Annotated in this window: 16 protein-coding genes; 9 read left to right on the forward strand and 7 right to left on the reverse strand. The window is 72.6% G+C overall.

Annotated elements, in window-relative coordinates; all coding sequences use genetic code 11:
- The first annotated feature begins 227 nt into the window (after positions 1-227).
- From ABGB16_RS20525 to ABGB16_RS20540, 4 genes are all read left to right on the forward strand, one after another.
- Positions 228-788 (forward strand): peroxiredoxin, encoded by a 561-nt coding sequence (locus ABGB16_RS20525; protein ID WP_347669699.1) that lies wholly within the window; start codon positions 228-230, stop codon positions 786-788.
- Positions 789-790: 2 nt separating this feature from the next.
- A complete protein-coding gene (locus ABGB16_RS20530; protein WP_347669700.1) occupies positions 791-1,321 on the forward strand; it encodes a carboxymuconolactone decarboxylase family protein in 531 nt (176 codons plus the stop codon).
- 206 nt (positions 1,322-1,527) lie between these two features.
- A complete protein-coding gene (locus ABGB16_RS20535) occupies positions 1,528-1,986 on the forward strand; it encodes a PRC-barrel domain containing protein (RefSeq protein WP_347669701.1) in 459 nt (152 codons plus the stop codon).
- A gap of 72 nt (positions 1,987-2,058) precedes the next feature.
- A complete protein-coding gene (locus ABGB16_RS20540) occupies positions 2,059-2,799 on the forward strand; it encodes a tyrosine-protein phosphatase (protein WP_347669702.1) in 741 nt (246 codons plus the stop codon).
- A 579-nt stretch (positions 2,800-3,378) separates the two neighbouring features.
- Here the strand turns inward: ABGB16_RS20540 and ABGB16_RS20545 are convergent.
- Both ABGB16_RS20545 and ABGB16_RS20550 read right to left on the reverse strand, forming a co-directional pair.
- Complete coding sequence (locus tag ABGB16_RS20545) at positions 3,379-4,476, reverse strand: branched-chain amino acid aminotransferase (protein WP_347669703.1); 1,098 nt, start codon at positions 4,474-4,476, stop codon at positions 3,379-3,381.
- Between the two features lie 315 nt (positions 4,477-4,791).
- On the reverse strand, positions 4,792-5,823 hold the full coding sequence (locus ABGB16_RS20550) for a 3-isopropylmalate dehydrogenase (protein WP_347669704.1): 1,032 nt from the start codon (positions 5,821-5,823) through the stop codon (positions 4,792-4,794).
- 221 nt (positions 5,824-6,044) lie between these two features.
- Here ABGB16_RS20550 and ABGB16_RS20555 point away from each other — a divergent pair, with 221 nt between their 5' ends.
- Together ABGB16_RS20555 and ABGB16_RS20560 are read left to right on the forward strand one after the other, a co-directional pair.
- Entirely contained in the window at positions 6,045-6,911 is an 867-nt protein-coding gene (locus tag ABGB16_RS20555; RefSeq protein WP_347669705.1) for an FAD:protein FMN transferase, read from the forward strand.
- 339 nt (positions 6,912-7,250) lie between these two features.
- Positions 7,251-7,604, forward strand: coding sequence for a hypothetical protein (locus tag ABGB16_RS20560; RefSeq protein WP_347669706.1), 354 nt, complete (start codon positions 7,251-7,253; stop codon positions 7,602-7,604).
- Between the two features lie 117 nt (positions 7,605-7,721).
- Here ABGB16_RS20560 and serA read toward each other — a convergent pair whose 3' ends face one another.
- From serA to ABGB16_RS20585, 5 genes are all read right to left on the reverse strand, one after another.
- On the reverse strand, positions 7,722-9,320 hold the full coding sequence (serA, locus tag ABGB16_RS20565) for a phosphoglycerate dehydrogenase (RefSeq protein ID WP_347669707.1): 1,599 nt from the start codon (positions 9,318-9,320) through the stop codon (positions 7,722-7,724).
- Between the two features lie 303 nt (positions 9,321-9,623).
- Positions 9,624-10,637, reverse strand: a complete 1,014-nt coding sequence (gene ilvC / locus ABGB16_RS20570) for a ketol-acid reductoisomerase (RefSeq protein WP_347669708.1) — start codon at positions 10,635-10,637, stop codon at positions 9,624-9,626.
- A gap of 103 nt (positions 10,638-10,740) precedes the next feature.
- Positions 10,741-11,265 (reverse strand): acetolactate synthase small subunit, encoded by a 525-nt coding sequence (gene ilvN / locus ABGB16_RS20575; RefSeq protein WP_347669709.1) that lies wholly within the window; start codon positions 11,263-11,265, stop codon positions 10,741-10,743.
- Between the two features lie 2 nt (positions 11,266-11,267).
- Positions 11,268-13,145: an acetolactate synthase large subunit gene (locus ABGB16_RS20580; RefSeq protein ID WP_347669710.1), complete on the reverse strand. Its 1,878-nt coding sequence runs from the start codon at positions 13,143-13,145 to the stop codon at positions 11,268-11,270.
- A gap of 188 nt (positions 13,146-13,333) precedes the next feature.
- Positions 13,334-15,940: an EAL domain-containing protein gene (locus tag ABGB16_RS20585; protein WP_347669711.1), complete on the reverse strand. Its 2,607-nt coding sequence runs from the start codon at positions 15,938-15,940 to the stop codon at positions 13,334-13,336.
- A gap of 111 nt (positions 15,941-16,051) precedes the next feature.
- On the opposite strand from ABGB16_RS20585, the gene ilvD reads away from it, so the two are divergent.
- From ilvD to ABGB16_RS20600, 3 genes are all read left to right on the forward strand, one after another.
- A complete protein-coding gene (gene ilvD, locus ABGB16_RS20590; protein ID WP_347669712.1) occupies positions 16,052-17,899 on the forward strand; it encodes a dihydroxy-acid dehydratase in 1,848 nt (615 codons plus the stop codon).
- Between the two features lie 80 nt (positions 17,900-17,979).
- On the forward strand, positions 17,980-18,363 hold the full coding sequence (locus tag ABGB16_RS20595; protein ID WP_347669713.1) for a hypothetical protein: 384 nt from the start codon (positions 17,980-17,982) through the stop codon (positions 18,361-18,363).
- On the forward strand, positions 18,360-19,484 hold the full coding sequence (locus ABGB16_RS20600) for an AAA family ATPase (RefSeq protein ID WP_347669714.1): 1,125 nt from the start codon (positions 18,360-18,362) through the stop codon (positions 19,482-19,484). Before ABGB16_RS20595 ends, ABGB16_RS20600 begins: the two co-directional genes overlap by 4 nt.
- Positions 19,485-19,546 lie beyond the last annotated feature (62 nt).

Here is a 19,546-nt window from a genome sequence, read left to right on the forward strand (position 1 = left end):
TCACGCTCCCCACTCTGCCACCCCTCCCCCGCTTCTGGGAGAACCAGTCCATATGACGAGACGGTCACGGAGGGTCGCCGGGCCCGATCCGACCCCTCGCCGGGGCAAAATCTCGCACGGGTGATCGACTTCACAAGTCACCCGGCCGCCATCAAGGCGAAACATCGCTGCGGCAGTATCTGGAACTGATCCAGTTTCCGGCCTAGTGCCACTGTCAAGGAGGACCTGTGCTCACTGTCGGTGACCGCTTCCCCGAGTACGAGCTCACCGCCTGCGTGTCGTTGGACGCCGAGAAGGCGTTCGAGTCGATCAACCACAAGTCCCACGAGGGCATGTGGCGGGTGGTCTTCTTCTGGCCGAAGGACTTCACCTTCATCTGTCCGACCGAGATCGCCGAGTTCGGCCGCCTGAACGGCGAGTTCGCCGACCGGGACGCCCAGGTGCTCGGGGTGTCCGTGGACAGCGAGTTCGTCCACTACGCCTGGCGCAAGGACCACCCGGACCTGCGCGAGCTGCCCTTCCCGATGCTCAGCGACATCAAGCGCGAGCTGACCGACGCCTGCGGCGTGCTCGGCGAGGACGGCGTGGCCCAGCGCGCCACTTTCATCGTGGACCCGAACAACGAGATCCAGTTCGCCATGGTGACCGCCGGCTCGGTCGGCCGGAACGTCTCCGAGGTGCTGCGGGTGCTCGACGCCCTGCAGACCGACGAGCTGTGCCCGTGCAACTGGAACAAGGGCGGCGAGACCCTGGACGCCACCAGGCTGCTCGCCGGCGCCGGGGCCTGACGATGGGCCTGGACGCGGTCAAGGCGGCCCTGCCCGAGTACGCCAAGGACATCAAGCTCAACCTCGGCTCCACCGTCGCCACCTCCACGCTGAAGCCGGAGCAGGCCTGGGGCACCGCCCTGGCCTGCGCGGTCGCGGCGCGCAACCCGCAGGTGCTGCGGGAGATCGCCGCCGAGGCGGCCGAGCACCTCACGCCGGAGGCGGTCGAGGCGGCCAAGGGCGCCGCCACGATCATGGCGATGAACAACGTCTACTACCGGGCCAAGCACCTCATCGGCGACGAGCAGTACGCGTCGATGCCGGCCCGGCTGCGGATGCAGATCATCGCCAGGCCGGGCGTGGATAAGGCGGACTTCGAGCTGTGGTGCCTCGCCGTCTCGGCCATCACCGGCTGCGGCGTCTGCCTGGAGTCGCACGAGAAGACGCTGCGCGCCGCCGGGTTCACCCGGGAGCAGGTGCACGAGGGGCTGCGCATCGCCGCCGTCGTACACGCGGCCGCGGTGGCCCTCGACGCGCAGGCCGCGCTGGCCTGAGCCGTACGCCCCGACGGGCCGGCGCCGCACGCACGGCGCCGGCCCGTCGCCGTCTCCGTCGACGGCCGCCGTCGGCCGGTCCGGCACGACCGCCCGCCGGTGGCCGGTCCGGCGCGGCGGTCCGGCGGCGGCGTGTAGGGGCGAACGCCCCCGGGTACGTGTGTGCACGGACATCCGCTCTCTCCGAGGCGACCCAGGAGTCACCCATGGACAGGCTCGACCCGCGCGCCGTGCACGCCAGCCCCGTTCCCATCGTCGACGGCGGTCAGGGGGCCGTCGCCGGCGGCGCCCCCGCCGGCTCCTTCGACCCCTGGAGCTACCGCGACCGGTCCTCGGTCACCGACGTCGACCTGGTCGGCTACCGGGTCGAGGCCACCGACGGCGGCATCGGCAGGATCGACAGCGCGAGCCACGAGGTCGGCGGAAGCTACCTGGTGGTCGACACCGGGCGGTGGATCTTCGGCAGGAAGGTCATGCTGCCGGCCGGCACGGTCAGCCACGTCGACCACGACGCGCGCGAGGTCCACGTCGACCGGACGCGGGACCAGATCAAGGCCGCGCCGGAGTACGACGAGAACAGCCACGGCGACCCGGCGTACCGGGACCGGCTCGGCGGCTACTACGACGTCAGCTACACCGACGTGCCGCCGGGCACGACGCGCTGACCGTCCGGGCCGGCGGGGCGGTCCGACGTCACGGCCGACGGGTACGTCCCCGCCGGCCGTTACCGTGTCAGCGTGGACGCGACAGAGGTCAACCGCAGGATTCCCTTCTCCGCCCTGTTCAACTTCCGCGACGTGGGCGGATACCCGACCCGGGACGGGCGGGCCGTGCGCTGGGGCCGGCTCTACCGCTCGGACTCCCCGCACCGCATCGACGGCGCCGACCGGGACGCCTTCGTCGCCCTCGGCATCCGGACCGTGATCGACCTGCGCCGTCCCACCGAGGTGGCCCGGGACGGCCGGGTTCCCGAGCTCGACGGACTCACCTACCGGCACATCCACCCGGAGCACGCCGACTGGTCGCAGGCGCCGTACGAGGCCGGCAGCAGCCTGGCCCGCTACCTGGCCGACCGGTACGCCGACCTGGCCGGGACCGGCGCCGCGGGGCTGGCCGAGGCGGTCGGGCTGATCGCCGACAGCGCGAACGCGCCGGTCGTGGTGCACTGCGTGGCGGGCAAGGACCGCACCGGCATCGTCTGCGCGTTGACGCTGGCGGCGCTCGGGGTGAGCGACGCCGACATCGCCGCGGACTACGCGCTGAGCACCGAGGCGTCGCAGCGATTCAGCGCCTGGGTGGCCGCCACGATGCCGGAGGGCGAGGAGCTTCCGCCGCCGTTCCTGGCGTCCCCGGCCGAGGCCATGGCGCTCTTCCTGACCGAGCTGCGGCAGGGGCACGGCTCGGTGGAGGGCTACCTGCGGCACGCCGGGATCACCGACGCCCAGCTCGCCGCGCTCCGCGCCCACCTGCTGGAGTGAGCTTCGGCGGCGGTCGGGCGAGCGACTGGTGCTGCCTGGTGTCGCGCGAGCTGTGCAGCTGCCCCGTTCGTGCGCCCAGGCTCGGCGCCTCGCCCGCCGGGCGGGGCAATGCCGCACACTCCGCGCCCGGCCGGGCGGGGCATTGCCGCACGGCCCGGCGGGGCATTGCCGCACGGCCCGGCGAGGCATTGCCGCACGGCCCGGCGAGGCATTGCCGCACGGCCCGGCGAGGCATTGCCGCACGGCCCGGCGAGGCATTGCCGCACGGCCCGGCGAGGCATTGCCGCACGCTCCGCGCACGGCCGGGCGCGGCGTTGCCGCGAACGCGTGCCCCGTCTGCGCGGGCAGCTCCACAGGCCGCGGAAAGCTACCGGCCAGACCGCGAACCCGCGACACCGACCACAGGTAGCTACAGGCCAGACCGCGAACCCGCGACACCGACCACAGGTAGCTACAGGCCAGACCGCGAACCCGCGACACCGACCACAGGCAGCTACAGGCCGCGAGCCCGCGACACCGGCACCTGCCGGCGCGTGCCGGGCAGGGCCCGGTGACGCATGCGCCGGCAGGTGCCCGCGGTCAGAGGACCCGGACGACCCAGCCGTGCGGGTCGGCGGCCCGGCCGCGCTGGATGTCGACCAGCTGCTGCCGCAGCTCCATCGTGACCCGGCCCGGCTCCCCGCCGCCGATGAGGAACTCGCCGTCCGGGAAGCGGACCCCGCCGATCGGCGTGACCACGGCCGCGGTGCCGCACGCGAAGACCTCCCGCAGCCGGCCGCTGGCCGCGTCGGCCTGCCACTCGGCGAAGCTGACCGGCCGCTCCTGCACCCCGAGCCCGGCCTCACCGGCCAGCGTGAGGACCGCGTCCCGGGTGATGCCGGGCAGTATGGTGCCGGTCAGCGGCGGGGTCACCAGCGTGCCGTCGTCGTAGACGAAGAAGACGTTCATCCCGCCCAGCTCGTCGACGTAACGCCGCTCCACCGCGTCCAGAAACACCACCTGGTCGCAGCCCGCCTCGATCGCCTCGGCCTGCGCCGCGAGCGAGGCGGCGTAGTTGCCGCCGCACTTCGCCGCGCCCGTGCCGCCGGGGGCCGCGCGGGTGTAGTCCGGCGACGCCCAGACCGTCACCGGCTTGACCCCGCCGGTGAAGTAGGCCCCGGCCGGCGAGGCGATGACCACGTAGAGGTACTCGTTGGCCGGCCGGACGCCGAGGAAGACCTCGCTGGCGAACATGAACGGCCGCAGGTACAGGCTGCCGTCCTCGCCCTCCGGGACCCAGTCGCGGTCGATCTCGACGATCCGGCGCAGCGACTCGACGAACGTCGCCTCGGGCAGCGCCGGCATCGCCATCCGACGGGCGGAGGCGGCGAACCGGGCGGCGTTGGCCTGCGGCCGGAACAGGGTCACCCCGCCGTCGGCCGTCCGGTACGCCTTGAGCCCCTCGAAGATCTCCTGCGCGTAGTGCAGCACGGCGGCGGCCGGGTCCAGCGGGATCGGCGCCCGCGCCTCGACCCGGGGGTCGTACCAGCCCTTGCCCTCGGCGTAGTGGATCGTGACCATGTGGTCGGTGAAGACCCGCCCGAAGCCCGGGTTGGCGAGCAGGGCGGCCCGGTCGGCGACCGATACCGGCGCGGGATTCGGACGGATCTCGAAGTCGAGCATGTCACCACCGCTCATCGCGCGGACCTCCCTGCGGGACAACGGCATGCGGGACCGCATACCGATTCAGCTGTTGCCAGAAACTTACCCCCACCGCCCCTGAGCAGGTAGATCGGTGGTCGCGACCAGGCGCGCCGGACGCAGGTTCGGGCAGATCGGACGCCCCGTCGGGCGCCTGGTGGTCGGATATCGGTCAGGCCGCCGCGTACGCAGCGGCTGGCCGCCTGGACAGATCCCCCGCCCAGGCGGCCACTGGACACCGGTCGGATCGCCGCATTCGCAGCAACGGGACACCTGGTCGGATCGCCGCGCTCGCGGCGACGGAACGCCTGGTCAGGCCACCGCGTACGCGGCGAGCCGGTCGCCTACCTCGGCGGTGCGCAGCGGTACGTCCGGGGCCCGGTTGGCCAGCTCCGTGCCGACGGCGGCGGTCACCCGCGCGGCGGCCTCGGCGTGCCCGAGCTGGTCCAGCAGCAGGGCGGCGGAGAGGACCGCGGCGACCGGGTCGGCGACGCCCTGGCCGGCGATGTCCGGCGCGGAACCGTGCACCGGCTCGAACATGGACGGGTAGCGCCCCTCGGGGTTGATGCAGCCGCTGGCGGCGAGCCCGATGCCGCCGGTCACTGCGGCGGCGATGTCGGTGAGGATGTCGCCGAAGAGGTTGTCGGTGACCACGACGTCGTACCGCTGGGGCTGGGTGACCATAAACATGGCGGCGGCGTCGACGTGCTGGTACTCGGTGGTGACGTCGGGGTGCTCGGCGGCCACGGCCTCGAACGCACGGGCCCAGAGCGACCCGGCGTGGGTCAGCACGTTGGTCTTGTGCACGAGGGTGACCTTGCGCCGCTCGCGGCGTTCCGCCCGGGCGAAGGCGTCCCGGATCACCCGCTCCACGCCGTGCCGGGTGTTCAGGCTCTCCTCCGTGGCCACCTCGGCCGGGGTGTCCCGGTGCAGCGAGCCGCCCGCGCCGGCGTACAGGCCCTCGGTGCCCTCGCGCACCACGACCAGGTCGACCTCGCCGGGCTTGACGGTCGCCAGCGGGCCGGCGACACCCGGCCACAGCCGCGACGGCCGCAGGTTGACGTACTGGTCGAAGGCGAAGCGGAGCTTGAGCAGCAGGCCCCGCTCCAGCACACCCGGCGGGACGCTCGGGTCGCCGACCGCGCCCAGCAGGATCGCGTCGTGCCCGGCCAGCTCGGTCAGGACGGAGTCGGGCAGCACCTCGCCCGTACGGTGGTACCGGGCGGCGCCGAGGTCGTACTCGGTGGCCTCCACCCCGGGGAGCACGGCGTCGAGGACCTTCCGGGCCTGCGCGACCACCTCGGGCCCGATCCCGTCTCCGGCCACCACCGCGATGCGTGCCACGTCCTGCGCTCCCTCACCTCGTCGTTCTCTGCAACCGTACGACTCCGTCCCGCCTCCCGGTACAACCCTTCCATAGTTTGGGAAATGCGGATGCACAGCAGGTTCCCAGACGGCTTTCATGGGGCGGCCATCTTCGCGGCCTAGGGTCGGTGACGAGCGGGTCACGGGCCCGTGACGGGATTCGCCGCAGCGCCGCGGCGCCGTCAGCGAAGGAGCAGGCCATGCGCATCGACGAGCAGCCCCGCCCCCGCTGGGCCCACGAGCAGCCGCAGCCGCGGTGGGTTGACCAGGACCTCCGCAGCCGGCGCCCCGACCTGCGGCTCGGCGCCCGCAGCCACCGCCTCGACCGGTCCGCCGCGACCCCCGTCGACCGCATCGTCGTACGGCACACCGTCCGTACCGGCCCCGCCGAGTACTCGCTGCTGCTCAACGCCCCCCAGTGGCTGGGCCGGCGCGGCGTCGGCGAGGCGCTGGCGGACGCCGTCGGCGAACTGCGCGCCATCGACCTCACGTACGGCCCGACCCGGCCCGGAAGCCTCGTGTCCCGGCTGCGCCGGGGAGAGATCAGCCCCGAGTCGTACCCCCCGCTGGCCGACCTGGTGGACCGCTGCGCCGCGATGCGGGCGGCGACCGACGGGTGGTTCGACGCCTGGGCGGTGCCCGGCGGCTTCGACCCGGGCGGCCTGCTCGGCGGCTGGGCGGTGGAGCGGGCCGCGGCCCGGCTGCGCGCCGCCGGCATCCACGACTACGCCGTGCTCACGGGGGCCGACCTCGTGGTACGCGGCCGCGCCCCGCACGGCGGCCCGTGGCGCGTCGCGGTGCACCACCCCACCGACGCCCGCCGGACCCCGCTGGTGCTGGAGATGACGGCCGGCGCGGTGGGCACCTCCGGCGTGACCGGGCGGCGGGGGCACGTCGTCGACCCGCACACCGGGGAGCCCGCCGACCAGCTCGCCTCCGCCACCGTGATCGGCCCGGACCTCGCGGTGGCCGACGCGTACGCCACCGCGCTCTACGCCGCCGGCCCGACCGGGCTCGTCTGGTTCCGCGGCGGCTCGGACTACCGGGCGCTTTTCGCCCACCGCTGACCGATCCTCCGGCCGGATCTCGCATCCCGGCTGCGGGCGGCCCGCGATCGGCCCCCACGGTCTCGGCAACGACCGTGGGGGCCGGTCAGCGACGAGTGCGCGTGGCTCGCGCAATCGAGGGGCGCGGACTGGTCGGGCCGGACGTCCGACCACGTCACCCGAAGACGGGCCGACGACCGAACTCAGCCAGTGACCGCACGAGTACGCTATCGAATTGACGTAACTCGTCGCAAGAGTCTCCACAGCGGACCGTCCCGACGGGACGATTTGGAATGTTCCCGGCTGACCTGCGGCGGGGTCGCGGTGACTTCCCGGGCGCAAGATGGCACGCTGTCCGCCGTGAGTTTCGATCTGAGCGTATGGGCTCTCCCGGACGGAGCCACGCCCGCGGACGTGCGGGCAGCGGTGCAACGGTGCCATCAGGGGCAGCACGGCGAACGTTACCCGGACCCGCGGGTGGTCGCCTTCTACCGGGCGATCACGGCCAACTACCCCGACCGGACAGGCGAGGGGTCGCCGTGGGAGGTGTCGCCGCTGCACGCGACCGCCGACCACATCGTCATGAACCTCAACCCGGCCTGCGAGGACCAGGTGCTGCTCGACATCGAGCGGCTCGCCGGAGAGCACAACCTGATGCTCTTCGACTACCAGGACGGCTCCGTCTACCCGCCGCCCGCCTCCGTGCGGCGCTGATCCGGCGACGTTTCCCCGACACGGCGAGGGGCCCGGCCGTGCGGCCGGGCCCCCGGGGGTCACGCGTGGGCGGAACCTCCGCCCGGACCTGCCCGCCGGGCAGGCCGTGGGCGGCGCCTACTCGTCGCGCAGGTCCGCGGCGCTGGCCGAGACCGCGCCGATCGAGTCGGCGGCCGAGGTGAGCAGGTCCGCGCCGAGCGCCTGGTCGACGGTGAGGGTCATCAGCGTCTCGCCGCCGGCCTCCCGACGGGCGACCTGCATCGCCGCGATGTTGATGCCGGCCGCGCCGAGCAGCGTGCCGACCGTGCCGACCACGCCCGGCCGGTCGACGTAGCGCAGGAAGAGCAGGATGCCCTCCGCGCCGATCTCCACGTCGAAGCCGTCCACCTCGGTCAGCTTGATGACGTCCCGCGCGCCGGCGTACGTCACGGTGCCCGAGACGCTGACCGTGCGGCCGTCCGGCAGGGCGCCGCGGACGGTCACCAGGTTCGGGTGGTCCGTCGTCTCGGCCTGGGTGAACAGGGTGACCTCGACGCCGCGCTCGGTGGCCAGGTGCGGCGCGTTGACGTAGGTGACCTGCTCCTCCACCACCGAGCTGAACAGCCCCTTGGTGGCGGCGAGCTTGAGCACCGACACGTCGTGGTTGACGATCTCGCCACGCACCTCGACCGTGACGCTGGCGGCCACCCCGCCCGCCAGGGCGGTGAACGCCCGGCCCAGCTTCTCCGCCAGCGGCAGCAACGGCCGGACGTCCTCGGCGACGACGCCGCCGGCCTGCACGTTGACCGCGTCCGGCACGAACTCGCCCTGCAGGGCCAGCTTCACGCTCCTGGCCACGGCCAGGCCGGCCTTGTCCTGCGCCTCGTGCGTGGAGGCGCCCAGGTGCGGGGTGGCCACCACGTTGTCGAAGGCGAACAGCGGCGAGGAGGTGCAGGGCTCCTTGGCGTACACGTCCACGCCGGCGCCGGCCACCCGACCCTCGGCGATCGCGTCCGCCAGGGCCTGCTCGTCGACCAGCCCGCCCCGGGCGGCGTTGACGATCCGCACACCCGGCTTGACGATCGCCAGCTCCTTCTCACCGATCAGGCCCACGGTCTCCGGGGTCTTCGGCAGGTGGATCGAGATGAAGTCGCTCTCCCGGAGCAGCTCCTCCAGCCCGACCAGGCGCACCCCGAGCTGGGCCGCGCGGGCCGGCTGGATGTAGGGGTCGTACGCGATCAGCCGGGTGCCGAAGGCGGCGATCCGCTGCGCGAAGAGCACGCCGATACGGCCGAGGCCGACCACGCCGACCGTCTTGCCCTGCACCTCGACGCCGGTGTACTTGGACCGCTTCCACTCGCCGGCCTTCAGCGCGGCGCTGGCGCTGGCGGTGTTGCGGGCCACGGCGAGCAGCAGCGCGACGGCCTGCTCGGCGGCGGAGACGATGTTGGAGGTGGGCGCGTTGACGACCATCACGCCCCGGGCGGTGGCGGCCGGCACCTCGACGTTGTCCAGGCCCACGCCGGCCCGGGCGACCACCTTCAGCCGGGGCGCCGCGGCGATCGCCTCGGCGTCGATCTGCGTGGCGCTGCGCACGATCACCGCGTCGGCCTCGGAGAGGGCGGAGAGCAGGGCCGGGCGGTCGGTGCCGTCAACGTGCCGGACATCGAAGTCGTGGGCGAGCACCTCGATGGCGGCGGGGGCGAGTTCTTCGGCGATCAGTACGACAGGAGTCATCGGTCCTCGTAGAGGTCGGGTGGCGGCGGCCGGGTTGCCCGGGACGCCGCACTGCGCCCCGCGCTCAGTCGTGCCATGGCCGTCTGGTGCGCCGCTACGCACCTACCGCGATCGTAGGGTGCGGCCCGGCCGACATGGCATGGACGGAGGGGTGAGCGCCCTCACAAACCCGACATGGCCGGGGGTTCCGGGCGCGGAAGTGGACAGCGGTGGCCGCCCGACCCCGGGAACAGCGGCGGGCGGCCACCGCGTGCCTCGGGCGATGCCGGTCGAAGCGGTCTCGGTCTTTCCGGCGGCGCCGGTTCAGGCGGTCTCGGTGATGGGCTGGTCCACCCAGCTCATCATGTCCCGCAGCTTCCGGCCCGTCTCCTCGATCGGGTGCGCCGCGCCCTCGGCCCGCCACTTGGTGAAGTTCGGCCGGCCCGCCTCGTCCTCGGCGACCCACTCGCGGGCGAACTCGCCGGACTGGATCTCGGACAGGATCTTGCGCATCTCCTCCTTGACCCGCGAGTCGATCACGCGCGGGCCCCGGGAGAGGTCGCCGTACTCGGCCGTGTCGGAGATGCTGTAGCGCATCCGGGCGATGCCGCCCTCGTACATGAGGTCGACGATCAGCTTCAGCTCGTGCAGGCACTCGAAGTACGCCACCTCGGGGGCGTAGCCGGCCTCGGTGAGCACCTCGAACCCGGTCTGGACCAGGGCCGCCGCGCCGCCGCAGAGCACCGCCTGCTCGCCGAACAGGTCCGTCTCGGTCTCCTCCTTGAAGGAGGTCCGGATCGCGCCGGCCCGGGTGCCGCCGATGGCCTTCGCGTACGACAGGGCGAGAGCGAACGCGGAGCCCGAGGCGTCCTGCTCGACGGCGACCAGGCAGGGCACGCCCTTGCCGTCGACGTACTGGCGGCGGACCAGGTGACCCGGGCCCTTCGGGGCGACCATGGCGACGTCCACGTCGGCCGGCGGCTTGATCAGGTCGTACCGGATGTTGAAGCCGTGTCCGAAGAAGATCGCCTTGCCCGGGGCCAGGTTGGGCGCGATCGACTCGGCGTACAGGGCCCGCTGGGCGGTGTCCGGGGCGAGGATCATGATGACGTCGGCCTCGGCCGCCGCCTCGGCCGGGGTGAGCACCCGCAGGCCCTGCTCCTCCGCCTTCGGGCGGCTCATCGAGCCCGCCGGCAGGCCGATCACCACGTCGACGCCGGAGTCGCGCAGCGACAGCGCGTGGGCGTGGCCCTGGCTGCCGTACCCGATCACCGCCACCTTGCGGCCCTGGATCAGGCCCAGGTCCGCGTCGTCGTCGTAGTACACCTCAACGCTCATTGACTTCCCTTTCGTACGGCGGCCCGGGTGGCCCGTCGTTGTTTCCTGTGGCTGATGGGGGCTTGTTCCCGGGCGGCCCGACAGGCCGGCCGGCGGAGGGAGTTCAGGCGGCCCGCAGGGCCGGGCCGACGGTGATCGAGCGCGAGCCGCGCCCGATGGCGACCGTGCCCGACTGGACCATCTCCTTGATCCCGTACGGTTCGAGGTCGCGCAGCAGCGCGTCCAGCTTGTCCGGGGTGCCGGTGGCCTCGATGGTCAGCGTGTCCGGCGCGACGTCGACCACCCGGGCGCGGAACAGGTTGACCGTCTCCAGCACCTGCGCCCGGGCGCTGCGCTCGGCGCGGACCTTGACCAGCAGCAGCTCCCGGGCCACCGAGACCTGCGGGTCCAGCTCGACGATCTTGAGCACGTTGACCAGCTTGTTGAGCTGCTTGGTGACCTGCTCCAGCGGGGACGACTCGGCGTTGACCACGATGGTGATCCGGGAGACGTCCGGGTTCTCGGTCTCGCCGACGGCGAGGCTGTCGATGTTGAAGCCGCGCCGGGAGAACAGCCCCGAGACCCGGGCCAGGACGCCCGGCTTGTTCTCCACCAGTACGGACAGCGTGTGCAGACTCTGCGTCGTCATAGTTAGAGTTCGTCCTCGTCGAACGCGGGGCGGACACCCCGGGCGAACATGATCTCGTCGTTGCTGGTGCCGGCGGCCACCATCGGCCACACCATCGCGTCCTTGCCGACCACGAAGTCGATCACGACGGGCACGTCGTTGATCTCCATGGCCGCCTTGATGGTCTTGTCGACGTCGGCGGCGCTCTCGCAGCGCAGGCCGACGCAGCCGAGCGCCTCGGCGAGCTTGACGAAGTCCGGGATGCGGTGCTTGTGGGTGCCCAGCTCGGTGTTGGAGTACCGCTCGTTGTAGAACAGCGTCTGCCACTGCCGGACCATCCCGAGGTTGCCGTTGTTGATCACGGCGATCTTGACCGGGATGCCCTCCAGGGCGCAGGTGGCCAGCTCCTGGTTGGTCATCTGGAAGCAGCCGTCGCCGTCCACCCCCCAGACCACCGTGTCCGGCCGGCCGACCTTGGCGCCCATCGCGGCCGGGACCGCGTACCCCATCGTGCCGAGGCCGCCGGAGTTGAGCCAGGTGTACGGCTTCTCGTACGAGATGAACTGGGAGGCCCACATCTGGTGCTGGCCGACCCCGGCGACGTAGATCGCGTCCGGCCCGGCGATCTTGCCCAGCCGCTCGATCACGTACTGCGGCGACAGGGTGCCGTCGGCCGGCTCCTCGTACCCCAGCGGGTAGCGCCGGCGCAGGTCGTCCAGCTGGTTCCACCAGTCGGCGAGGTCGGCCGGCTCGTGGGCGGCCCGCTCGGCCGTGACCGCCGCGACCAGCTCGTCGATCACGTGCCGGGCGTCACCGACGATCGGCACGTCCGCGTGCCGGTTCTTGCCGATCTCGGCCGGGTCGATGTCGGCGTGCACGACGGCGGCGTCCGGGGCGAAGGTGTCCAGCCGGCCGGTGACCCGGTCGTCGAACCGGGCGCCCAGCGCCACGATCAGGTCGGCCTTCTGCAGGCCGTAGACCGCCGCGACCGTGCCGTGCATGCCGGGCATGCCCAGGTGCTGCCGGTGCGAGTCGGGGAACGCGCCGAGCGCCATCAGGGTGGTGACCACGGGAATGCCGGTCAGCTCGGCCAGCCGGCGCAGCCCCTCGGTGGCCCCGGCCTTGAGCACGCCGCCGCCGACGTAGAGCACCGGGCGGCGGGCCGCGGTCATCAGCCTCGCGGCCTCCCGGATCTGCTTGCCGTGCGGGTGCAGGGTGGGCCGGTAGCCGGGCAGGTCCAGCGTCGGCGGCCAGGTGAACGTGGTCTGCGCCTGCAGGACGTCCTTGGGGATGTCCACCAGGACCGGGCCGGGGCGCCCGGTCGCGGCCAGGTGGAACGCCTCGGCGAGCACCTGCGGGATCTCCTCGGGCGTCTGCACCAGGAAGTTGTGCTTGGTGATCGGCAGGGTGATGCCCTGGATGTCGGCCTCCTGGAAGGCGTCCGTGCCGATCGCCTGCCGGGGGACCTGACCGGTGATCGCCACCATCGGCACCGAGTCCATGTACGCGTCGGCGATCGGGGTGACCAGGTTCGTCGCGCCGGGCCCGGAGGTGGCCATGCAGACGCCGACCCTGCCGGTGGCCTGGGCGTACCCGGTGGCCGCGTGGCCGGCGCCCTGCTCGTGCCGGACCAGGATGTGCCGGACGGTGGAGTCGTAGAGGGGGTCGTACGCCGGGAGGATCGCCCCGCCGGGGATGCCGAAGACGACGTCCACGCCGAGCGCCTCGAGGGACCGCACGAGGGAGCCGGCCCCGGAGACCTGGACGGGCTCGGACTGCCGTACCGCCGGGGCGGTGGCGCGGGCGGCCGGTGCGGCCCGGTCGGCGTCGGTCGCCGGCTCACCGGCGGGTCGGGATCGGCGGGCGGAGTGGGCGAGTGTCTCTGGCGTTGGTCGCGTCATGGCGGTTCAGGCCTTCGGCTTCGAGTGGCTGGGGCTCTTCAAGCGGTGCGCCGCGGGCGGGGCCCGCCGGCGCTGGGTCCGACGGCAACAAAAACGGCCCTCGTGCAGATGCACGGGGCCAGCGCACTCTCGACGGCGGAGAGTGCGCTCAGGTAAGTACTCGCGGGAACCGGTTCGACAGCATGCGGTCAAGCCTGACGCATCTCACGCGATGAGTCAACTGATCCCATATTTTGATTCACGGACGTCGGCGCGCCGCCCGGCGACGCGCCGTCGACCCCCGCTCCGAGCTGCGCGGACGGCTCCTCCGCGGGGCGCTGCGTGGGCGCCGGGGACAGCCGCCGAGACGCGGCGGACGGCGCGGTGGCGGAGGTCACGGCCGAGCCGGCCGCGGAGGTGTCGGAGGTCACGGCAGAGCCGGCCGCGGAGGTGGCGGAGGTCACGGCCGAGCCGGCCGCAGAGGTGGCGGAGGTCACGGCAGAGCCGGCCGCGGAGGTGGCAGAGGTCACGGCCGAGCCGGCCGCAGAGGTGGCAGAGGTCACGGCCGAGCCGGGCGGGGTCACGGCCGGAGCGGGACGCGCGCCGGCCGAGGTCGCCGCCTCCAGCATCGCCTCCAGGTGCTCGGCCGGCACCCCCCAGCCGAAGAGCGCGCCCTGGCCGAACCGACAGCCGGCGGCGACCACCGCGGCCAGCTCCGCCGGGGTGGTGACCCCCTCGGCGATCACCTGCAGGCCAAGCTGGTGGCCCAGCCGCATCACGATGTCGACCATCGGGGCGAAGGCCGGCCCCTCGGCGTCCGCCGGGCGGACCGGCTCGTGCTCGGCGACGAGGCTGTGGTCGATCTTGAGGATGTCGATCGGGAGGCGGCGCAGCTGACCCAGGGACGAGTAGCCCGCGCCGAAGTCGTCCAGCGCGATCCGGACGCCGGTGCGCCGCAGCGCGGTCAGCCGCCGGATCAGCTCGTCCAGGTCGGTGGCGACGGCGTGCTCGGTGACTTCCAGCACCAGCCGCTGCGGGGGCACGTGGTGGGCGCGCAGCGCGTCGGCGACCTGGACGACGTACTCCGGCGCGTGCAGCTCGCGGGGCGAGACGTTCACCGAGACCCAGACGTCGTGCCCGTCCGCCAGCCAGCGGGACAACTGCCAGCACGCCTGGTGCAGCACCCAGGCGCCGAGCTTGGCGATCATCCCGCACTCCTCCGCCAGCGGGATGAACTCGTCCGGGCGGACGTTGCCCAGCTCCGGGTGGTGCCAGCGCAGCAGCGCCTCCGCGCCGACCGGACGCACCGACGGCAGCGAGGCCACCGGCTGGAACGCCAGCCGCAGCTCGTCGCGCTCGATCGCGCCGCGCAACTCGTGCTCCAGCGTCGTGCGGCGGCGCAGCCGCTGGTCGTACGCGGCGTCGTAGTGCTCGATCCGGTCCTTGCCGCGCTGCTTGGCGTAGCGCAGGGCCAGGTCGGCGTTGCGCAGCAGCAGCTCCACGTCCGGGTCGTCGGACTGGGCGGCCACCCCGATGCTGGCCGAGAGGAAGACCGGCCCGTCCGGCTGCTGGTACGGCTCGCCGAGCACCCCGAGCAGGCGCTGCGCGACCCGGCCCGCGTCGGCCTCCCGGCCGGGCATGAGCACCGCGAACTCGTCCCCGCCCAGGCGGGCCGCCAGGTCCCCGGGCCGCAGGTTGCCGCGCAGCCGCCGCCCCACCTCCGCCAGCACGTTGTCACCGACGTCGTGCCCACGCATGTCGTTGACGTTCTTGAAGCCGTCCAGGTCGAGGCCGAGCAGCACGCGCGGGGCGCCCGAGGCGGCGGCCCGGTGCAGGGCGCGCAGCAGGCCCCGACGGTTGGCCAGGCCGGTCAGCGGGTCGGTGTGCGCCAACTCCCGGAAGTGCGCCTCCCGCGCGGCCAGCCGGCCCGCGTACCCGCGCACGTCGTTGAGCGTCAACTGTTGCCGGGCCACCAGCGCGAAGCCCTCGACGCTGCCGGCGACGATGCCCAGGGCGTCGAACCGGCCGCCCTGGAACAGGTGGTACATCGCCGACGCCGCCATCGCGAGCATCGGCACGAAGGCGTACGCGCCGTCCCGGCCGATCAGGTCGACCTCGATCTCGCCGGTCGGCGCGGCCCGGTGCACGGCGAACGCGGCGGCCACCAGCCCGCCCGCGACCAGGGCGGCGCCGGCCACCACCGTCGCCGGCAGGGCCTGCAGGAGCCCCACCGCGATGCCGAGCCCGCCGCAGGTCGCCGCGGTGATCCCGGCACCGAGCCAGGCCAGCCGGCGCCGGGGCGGGGCGGCCCGCGTGAGCACGACCACGGTGAGCCCCACGGCGAGCGCGACGCCGACGGTGGCCAGCAGGATCGGTACGCACGCCGGCGGCGTCGCGACGCCCAGCAGCCGGGTCGGCTCGGAGACGAGGACCCAGCCGACGAACCACAGCGCGGTCGCCATGATCAGGCCGTCCAGGAACAGCCGCGCCCGGGCCGCCGGGGTGTTCGGGGCGCCGGGCAGCCGCAGCAGTCCCGCGCCGAACGCGAGCGCGCTCGCGGCGGTGCCGGCCGAGACCAGGGTCGCCCAGCCCACGCGCTGCCCCCGCTGGTCCGCGTCGTACCCCACACCGAACGCCGCGGTGAGCCCGACCAGGAGGCTGACCAGCGCGAACGCCGCCGCCGTGGCGACCAGGGCGGCGGCCTGCCCGCACGGCCGCCCGAGCCGCCGGACGACCAGGGCCAGCAGCCCGGTGGCGCCGACGGCGACGAGCCCACTCAGCACCGCGACCGCGATCATGCCCGGGGGGAAGTGCACGCCCTCAACTCTGCCGGATGACCGCACGCCGTGGGGTACCAGGTGTGCATCTGTTGGGACGCGGCGTGCACGGCTGGGAGCGACCCGCCCGGTGGTGCCAGACTGGTAGGCATGCCTGAGCTGCGGTCGAAGACCTCCACGCACGGTCGGACGATGGCCGGCGCCCGGGCCCTGTGGCGGGCCACCGGGATGACCGACGACGACTTCGGCAAGCCGATCGTCGCCATCGCCAACAGTTTCACCCAGTTCGTCCCCGGCCACGTACACCTCAAGGACCTCGGCGGCCTGGTCGCCGACGCGGTGGCCGAGGCCGGCGGCGTGGGCCGGGAGTTCAACACGATCGCCGTCGACGACGGCATCGCCATGGGCCACGGCGGGATGCTCTACTCGCTGCCCAGCCGCGAGCTGATCGCCGACGCGGTGGAGTACATGGTCAACGCGCACTGCGCGGACGCCCTGGTCTGCATCTCCAACTGCGACAAGATCACCCCGGGCATGCTGCTGGCCGCGCTGCGGCTCAACATCCCCACCGTCTTCGTCTCCGGCGGCCCCATGGAGGCCGGCAAGACCGTCGCGATCGAGGGCGTGGTCCACTCCAAGATCGACCTGATCGACGCGATGATCGCCGCGTCGAACGAGTCGGTCACCGACGACCAGCTCGGCGCTATCGAGCGCTCCGCCTGCCCGACCTGCGGCTCCTGCTCCGGCATGTTCACCGCCAACTCGATGAACTGCCTGACCGAGGCCATCGGCCTGGCGCTGCCCGGCAACGGCTCGACGCTGGCCACCCACGCCGCGCGCCGGTCGCTCTTCGTCGAGGCCGGCCGCACCGTCGTGGAGATCGCCAAGCGCTGGTACGACGGCGACGACGCCTCGGTGCTGCCCCGCGCGATCGCCGGCCGGGCCGCGTTCGAGAACGCGGTCGCCCTGGACGTGGCGATGGGCGGCTCGACCAACACGATCCTGCACCTGCTCGCCGCCGCCCGGGAGGCCGAGCTGGACTTCGGCGTCGCCGACATCGACGCGATCTCCCGCCGGGTGCCCTGCCTGGCCAAGGTCGCCCCGAACTCGCCGCAGTACCACATGGAGGACGTGCACCGGGCCGGCGGCATCCCCGCCATCCTCGGCGAACTGGACCGCGCCGGCCTGCTCAACCGGGACGTGCACGCCGTCCACTCCCCCACGCTGGAGCGCTGGCTCGCCGACTGGGACGTCCGCGGCGGCTCCGCCACGCGGGAGGCGGTCGAGCTGTTCCACGCCGCCCCGGGCGGGGTGCGCACCACCGAGCCGTTCTCCACCACCAACCGCTGGTCGTCGCTGGACACGGACGCGGCCGGCGGCTGCGTGCGGGACCGGGAGCACGCGTACTCGGCCGACGGCGGGCTGGCCATCCTGCACGGCAACCTCGCGCCGGACGGCTGCGTGGTGAAGACCGCCGGGGTGCCCGAGGAGTGCCTCACCTTCCGCGGGCCGGCGCGGGTCTTCGAGTCCCAGGACGCCGCCGTCGAGGGCATCCTGAACAAGTCGGTGGCCGCCGGGGACGTGGTGGTCATCCGGTACGAGGGCCCGAAGGGCGGCCCCGGCATGCAGGAGATGCTCTACCCCACCTCGTTCCTCAAGGGCCGCGGGCTGGGCCGGTCCTGCGCGCTGCTCACCGACGGCCGGTTCTCCGGCGGCACGTCCGGCCTGTCGATCGGGCACGTCTCCCCCGAGGCGGCCTCCGGCGGGCTGATCGCCCTGGTCGAGGAGGGCGACGAGATCGCCATCGACATCCCGAACCGGTCGATCGAGCTGAACGTGCCGGCCGACGTCCTGGAGGCCCGGCGCGTCGCGCAGGAGAAGCGCGACCGCCCGTACACGCCGGCCGACCGCGACCGGCCGGTGTCGGCGGCCCTGCGCGCGTACGCCTCGATGGCCACCTCGGCCAGCGACGGCGCCTACCGCCGCGTCCCGGAGTAGTTTCCGTGGCGGGGTTGGCGGACGCGAGGCTCATTACCAGAGTGCGCTGAGTGCCCCTCCATGTGACACACCGTGATCTGGTGAACAGCTTCTTCAAACTGGCAGAAGCAGCGGGCTCGGCCAGCGAAGAAGCTTCCCATCTGCTGCGCTTCTACTCGGTGGAGTGCGGCATGAAGGCGGCTGCGCTCCTGCGAGGAAAGCTGCAGACCACGGATCAGCTGTCTCCGGATCTTCTCAGCCACGACCTTCGACGGTTGGCCAGTCACCTTCGTCTCTCTCCCGCTGAGTACCAGATGCTCGCGCCCTGCCGGCGGCGTACTCCGGGCGCAGCGCAACCGACGGTCGAGGTGCCCCAACTCCATCAGGCGTGGCGTTACGGCGCGAAGCTGGATGCGGAGGACGAGAAGACTGCTGTGGCAGGGTTGACCTCGTTGGGGAACTGGTGCCGGAAGGAGACCAGGTGAACGAGGCCTTGGACAACTCTGTGCCGGCCCACCCAGACCACCTGTACACGTGGGTGGACGTCAACAACTACTTCGCGGAACTTGCTCGGGGCGGACTGTGGCCGAGCTGGCTACGGGAGGTCGACGGCTACTGGGACTCAGTGCGGTTCAGCGTTGATCCCTCGGTAGCGTCCACTGAGGCGTGGAGTTGGATCCGTTCGGTCCTCGGACCACTCACCATCGACCAAGAACGTCAACTCTTGCTACTGGACGATGCCGGCCGGGAGCGGCCACTCGCCATCGAGTTCGTCAACGCCAACGACATCCCGTCGTCCGACCGGCAACCACGCTGGACAAACCGGCGGGTCGTGGCCGAGCTGGCGCAGCCGTTGCCCGCACCACGCCCGACGCCGCACGACATGCCTGTCGTAGCTTTCCACTCGTTCAAGGGGGGGGTGGGGCGGACCCTGCACTGTGTCGCGGCAGCTCGGCGGCTGGCCGACGCGGGCAGACGGGTGCTACTGATCGACGCGGACCTCGAAGCGCCCGGGATCACCTGGATGGTGGCCGAATCGACCAGAATGGATTTCGCCTACGAGGATTTCCTCGCTCTGGTTCACGGAACTATCGATCAGACCTACCCAGAAGCGATCAGTCTAGGACGGAAGTTCCTCGCCAATCAGGAGCTCGACGGTGTCGTGGTGATGCCGGCACGTCGAGACCGAGGCCGGATCACGCCGGCGCAGATCGAGCCGGTCGACTTGTTGACGACGGACCGTGACCCTTACGTGCTGACCGAGGCGCTCGCCGAGCTCGGGCACGCGCTCGGTGTCGATGCTGTCCTGGTCGACCTACTGGCCGGCGCAAGCGAACTGAGCGCTCCCCTTCTTCTGGATCCTCGGGTGTTGCGGGTTTTCGTGACGACCATCAGCGACCAGTCAGTGCGAGGCACCGCGCAGATACTGCGCGAGCTGGCCCGTCGCGCCCCCGCCCGGCAACAGACCGACCCTGACTGTGGCCTGGTGGTCACCCAGTTCAATCCATTGGATCATGACGGCAGGTTGGCCGCTGTCGCTACTGAGCCTCGATCCACCGATGAATGTCGGGTCGGTGGGACCCCGGAGACAGAAAGTGCCCTCTGAGCTGGAAGGATAGGAGTTCTGACGCTTCTATCGTTTCGCTCGAGAGGGCACCTCGCAGGTGA

It is taken from the genome of Micromonospora sp. B11E3, assembly GCF_039871625.1.
Taxonomy (GTDB): Bacteria; Actinomycetota; Actinomycetes; order Mycobacteriales; family Micromonosporaceae; genus Micromonospora.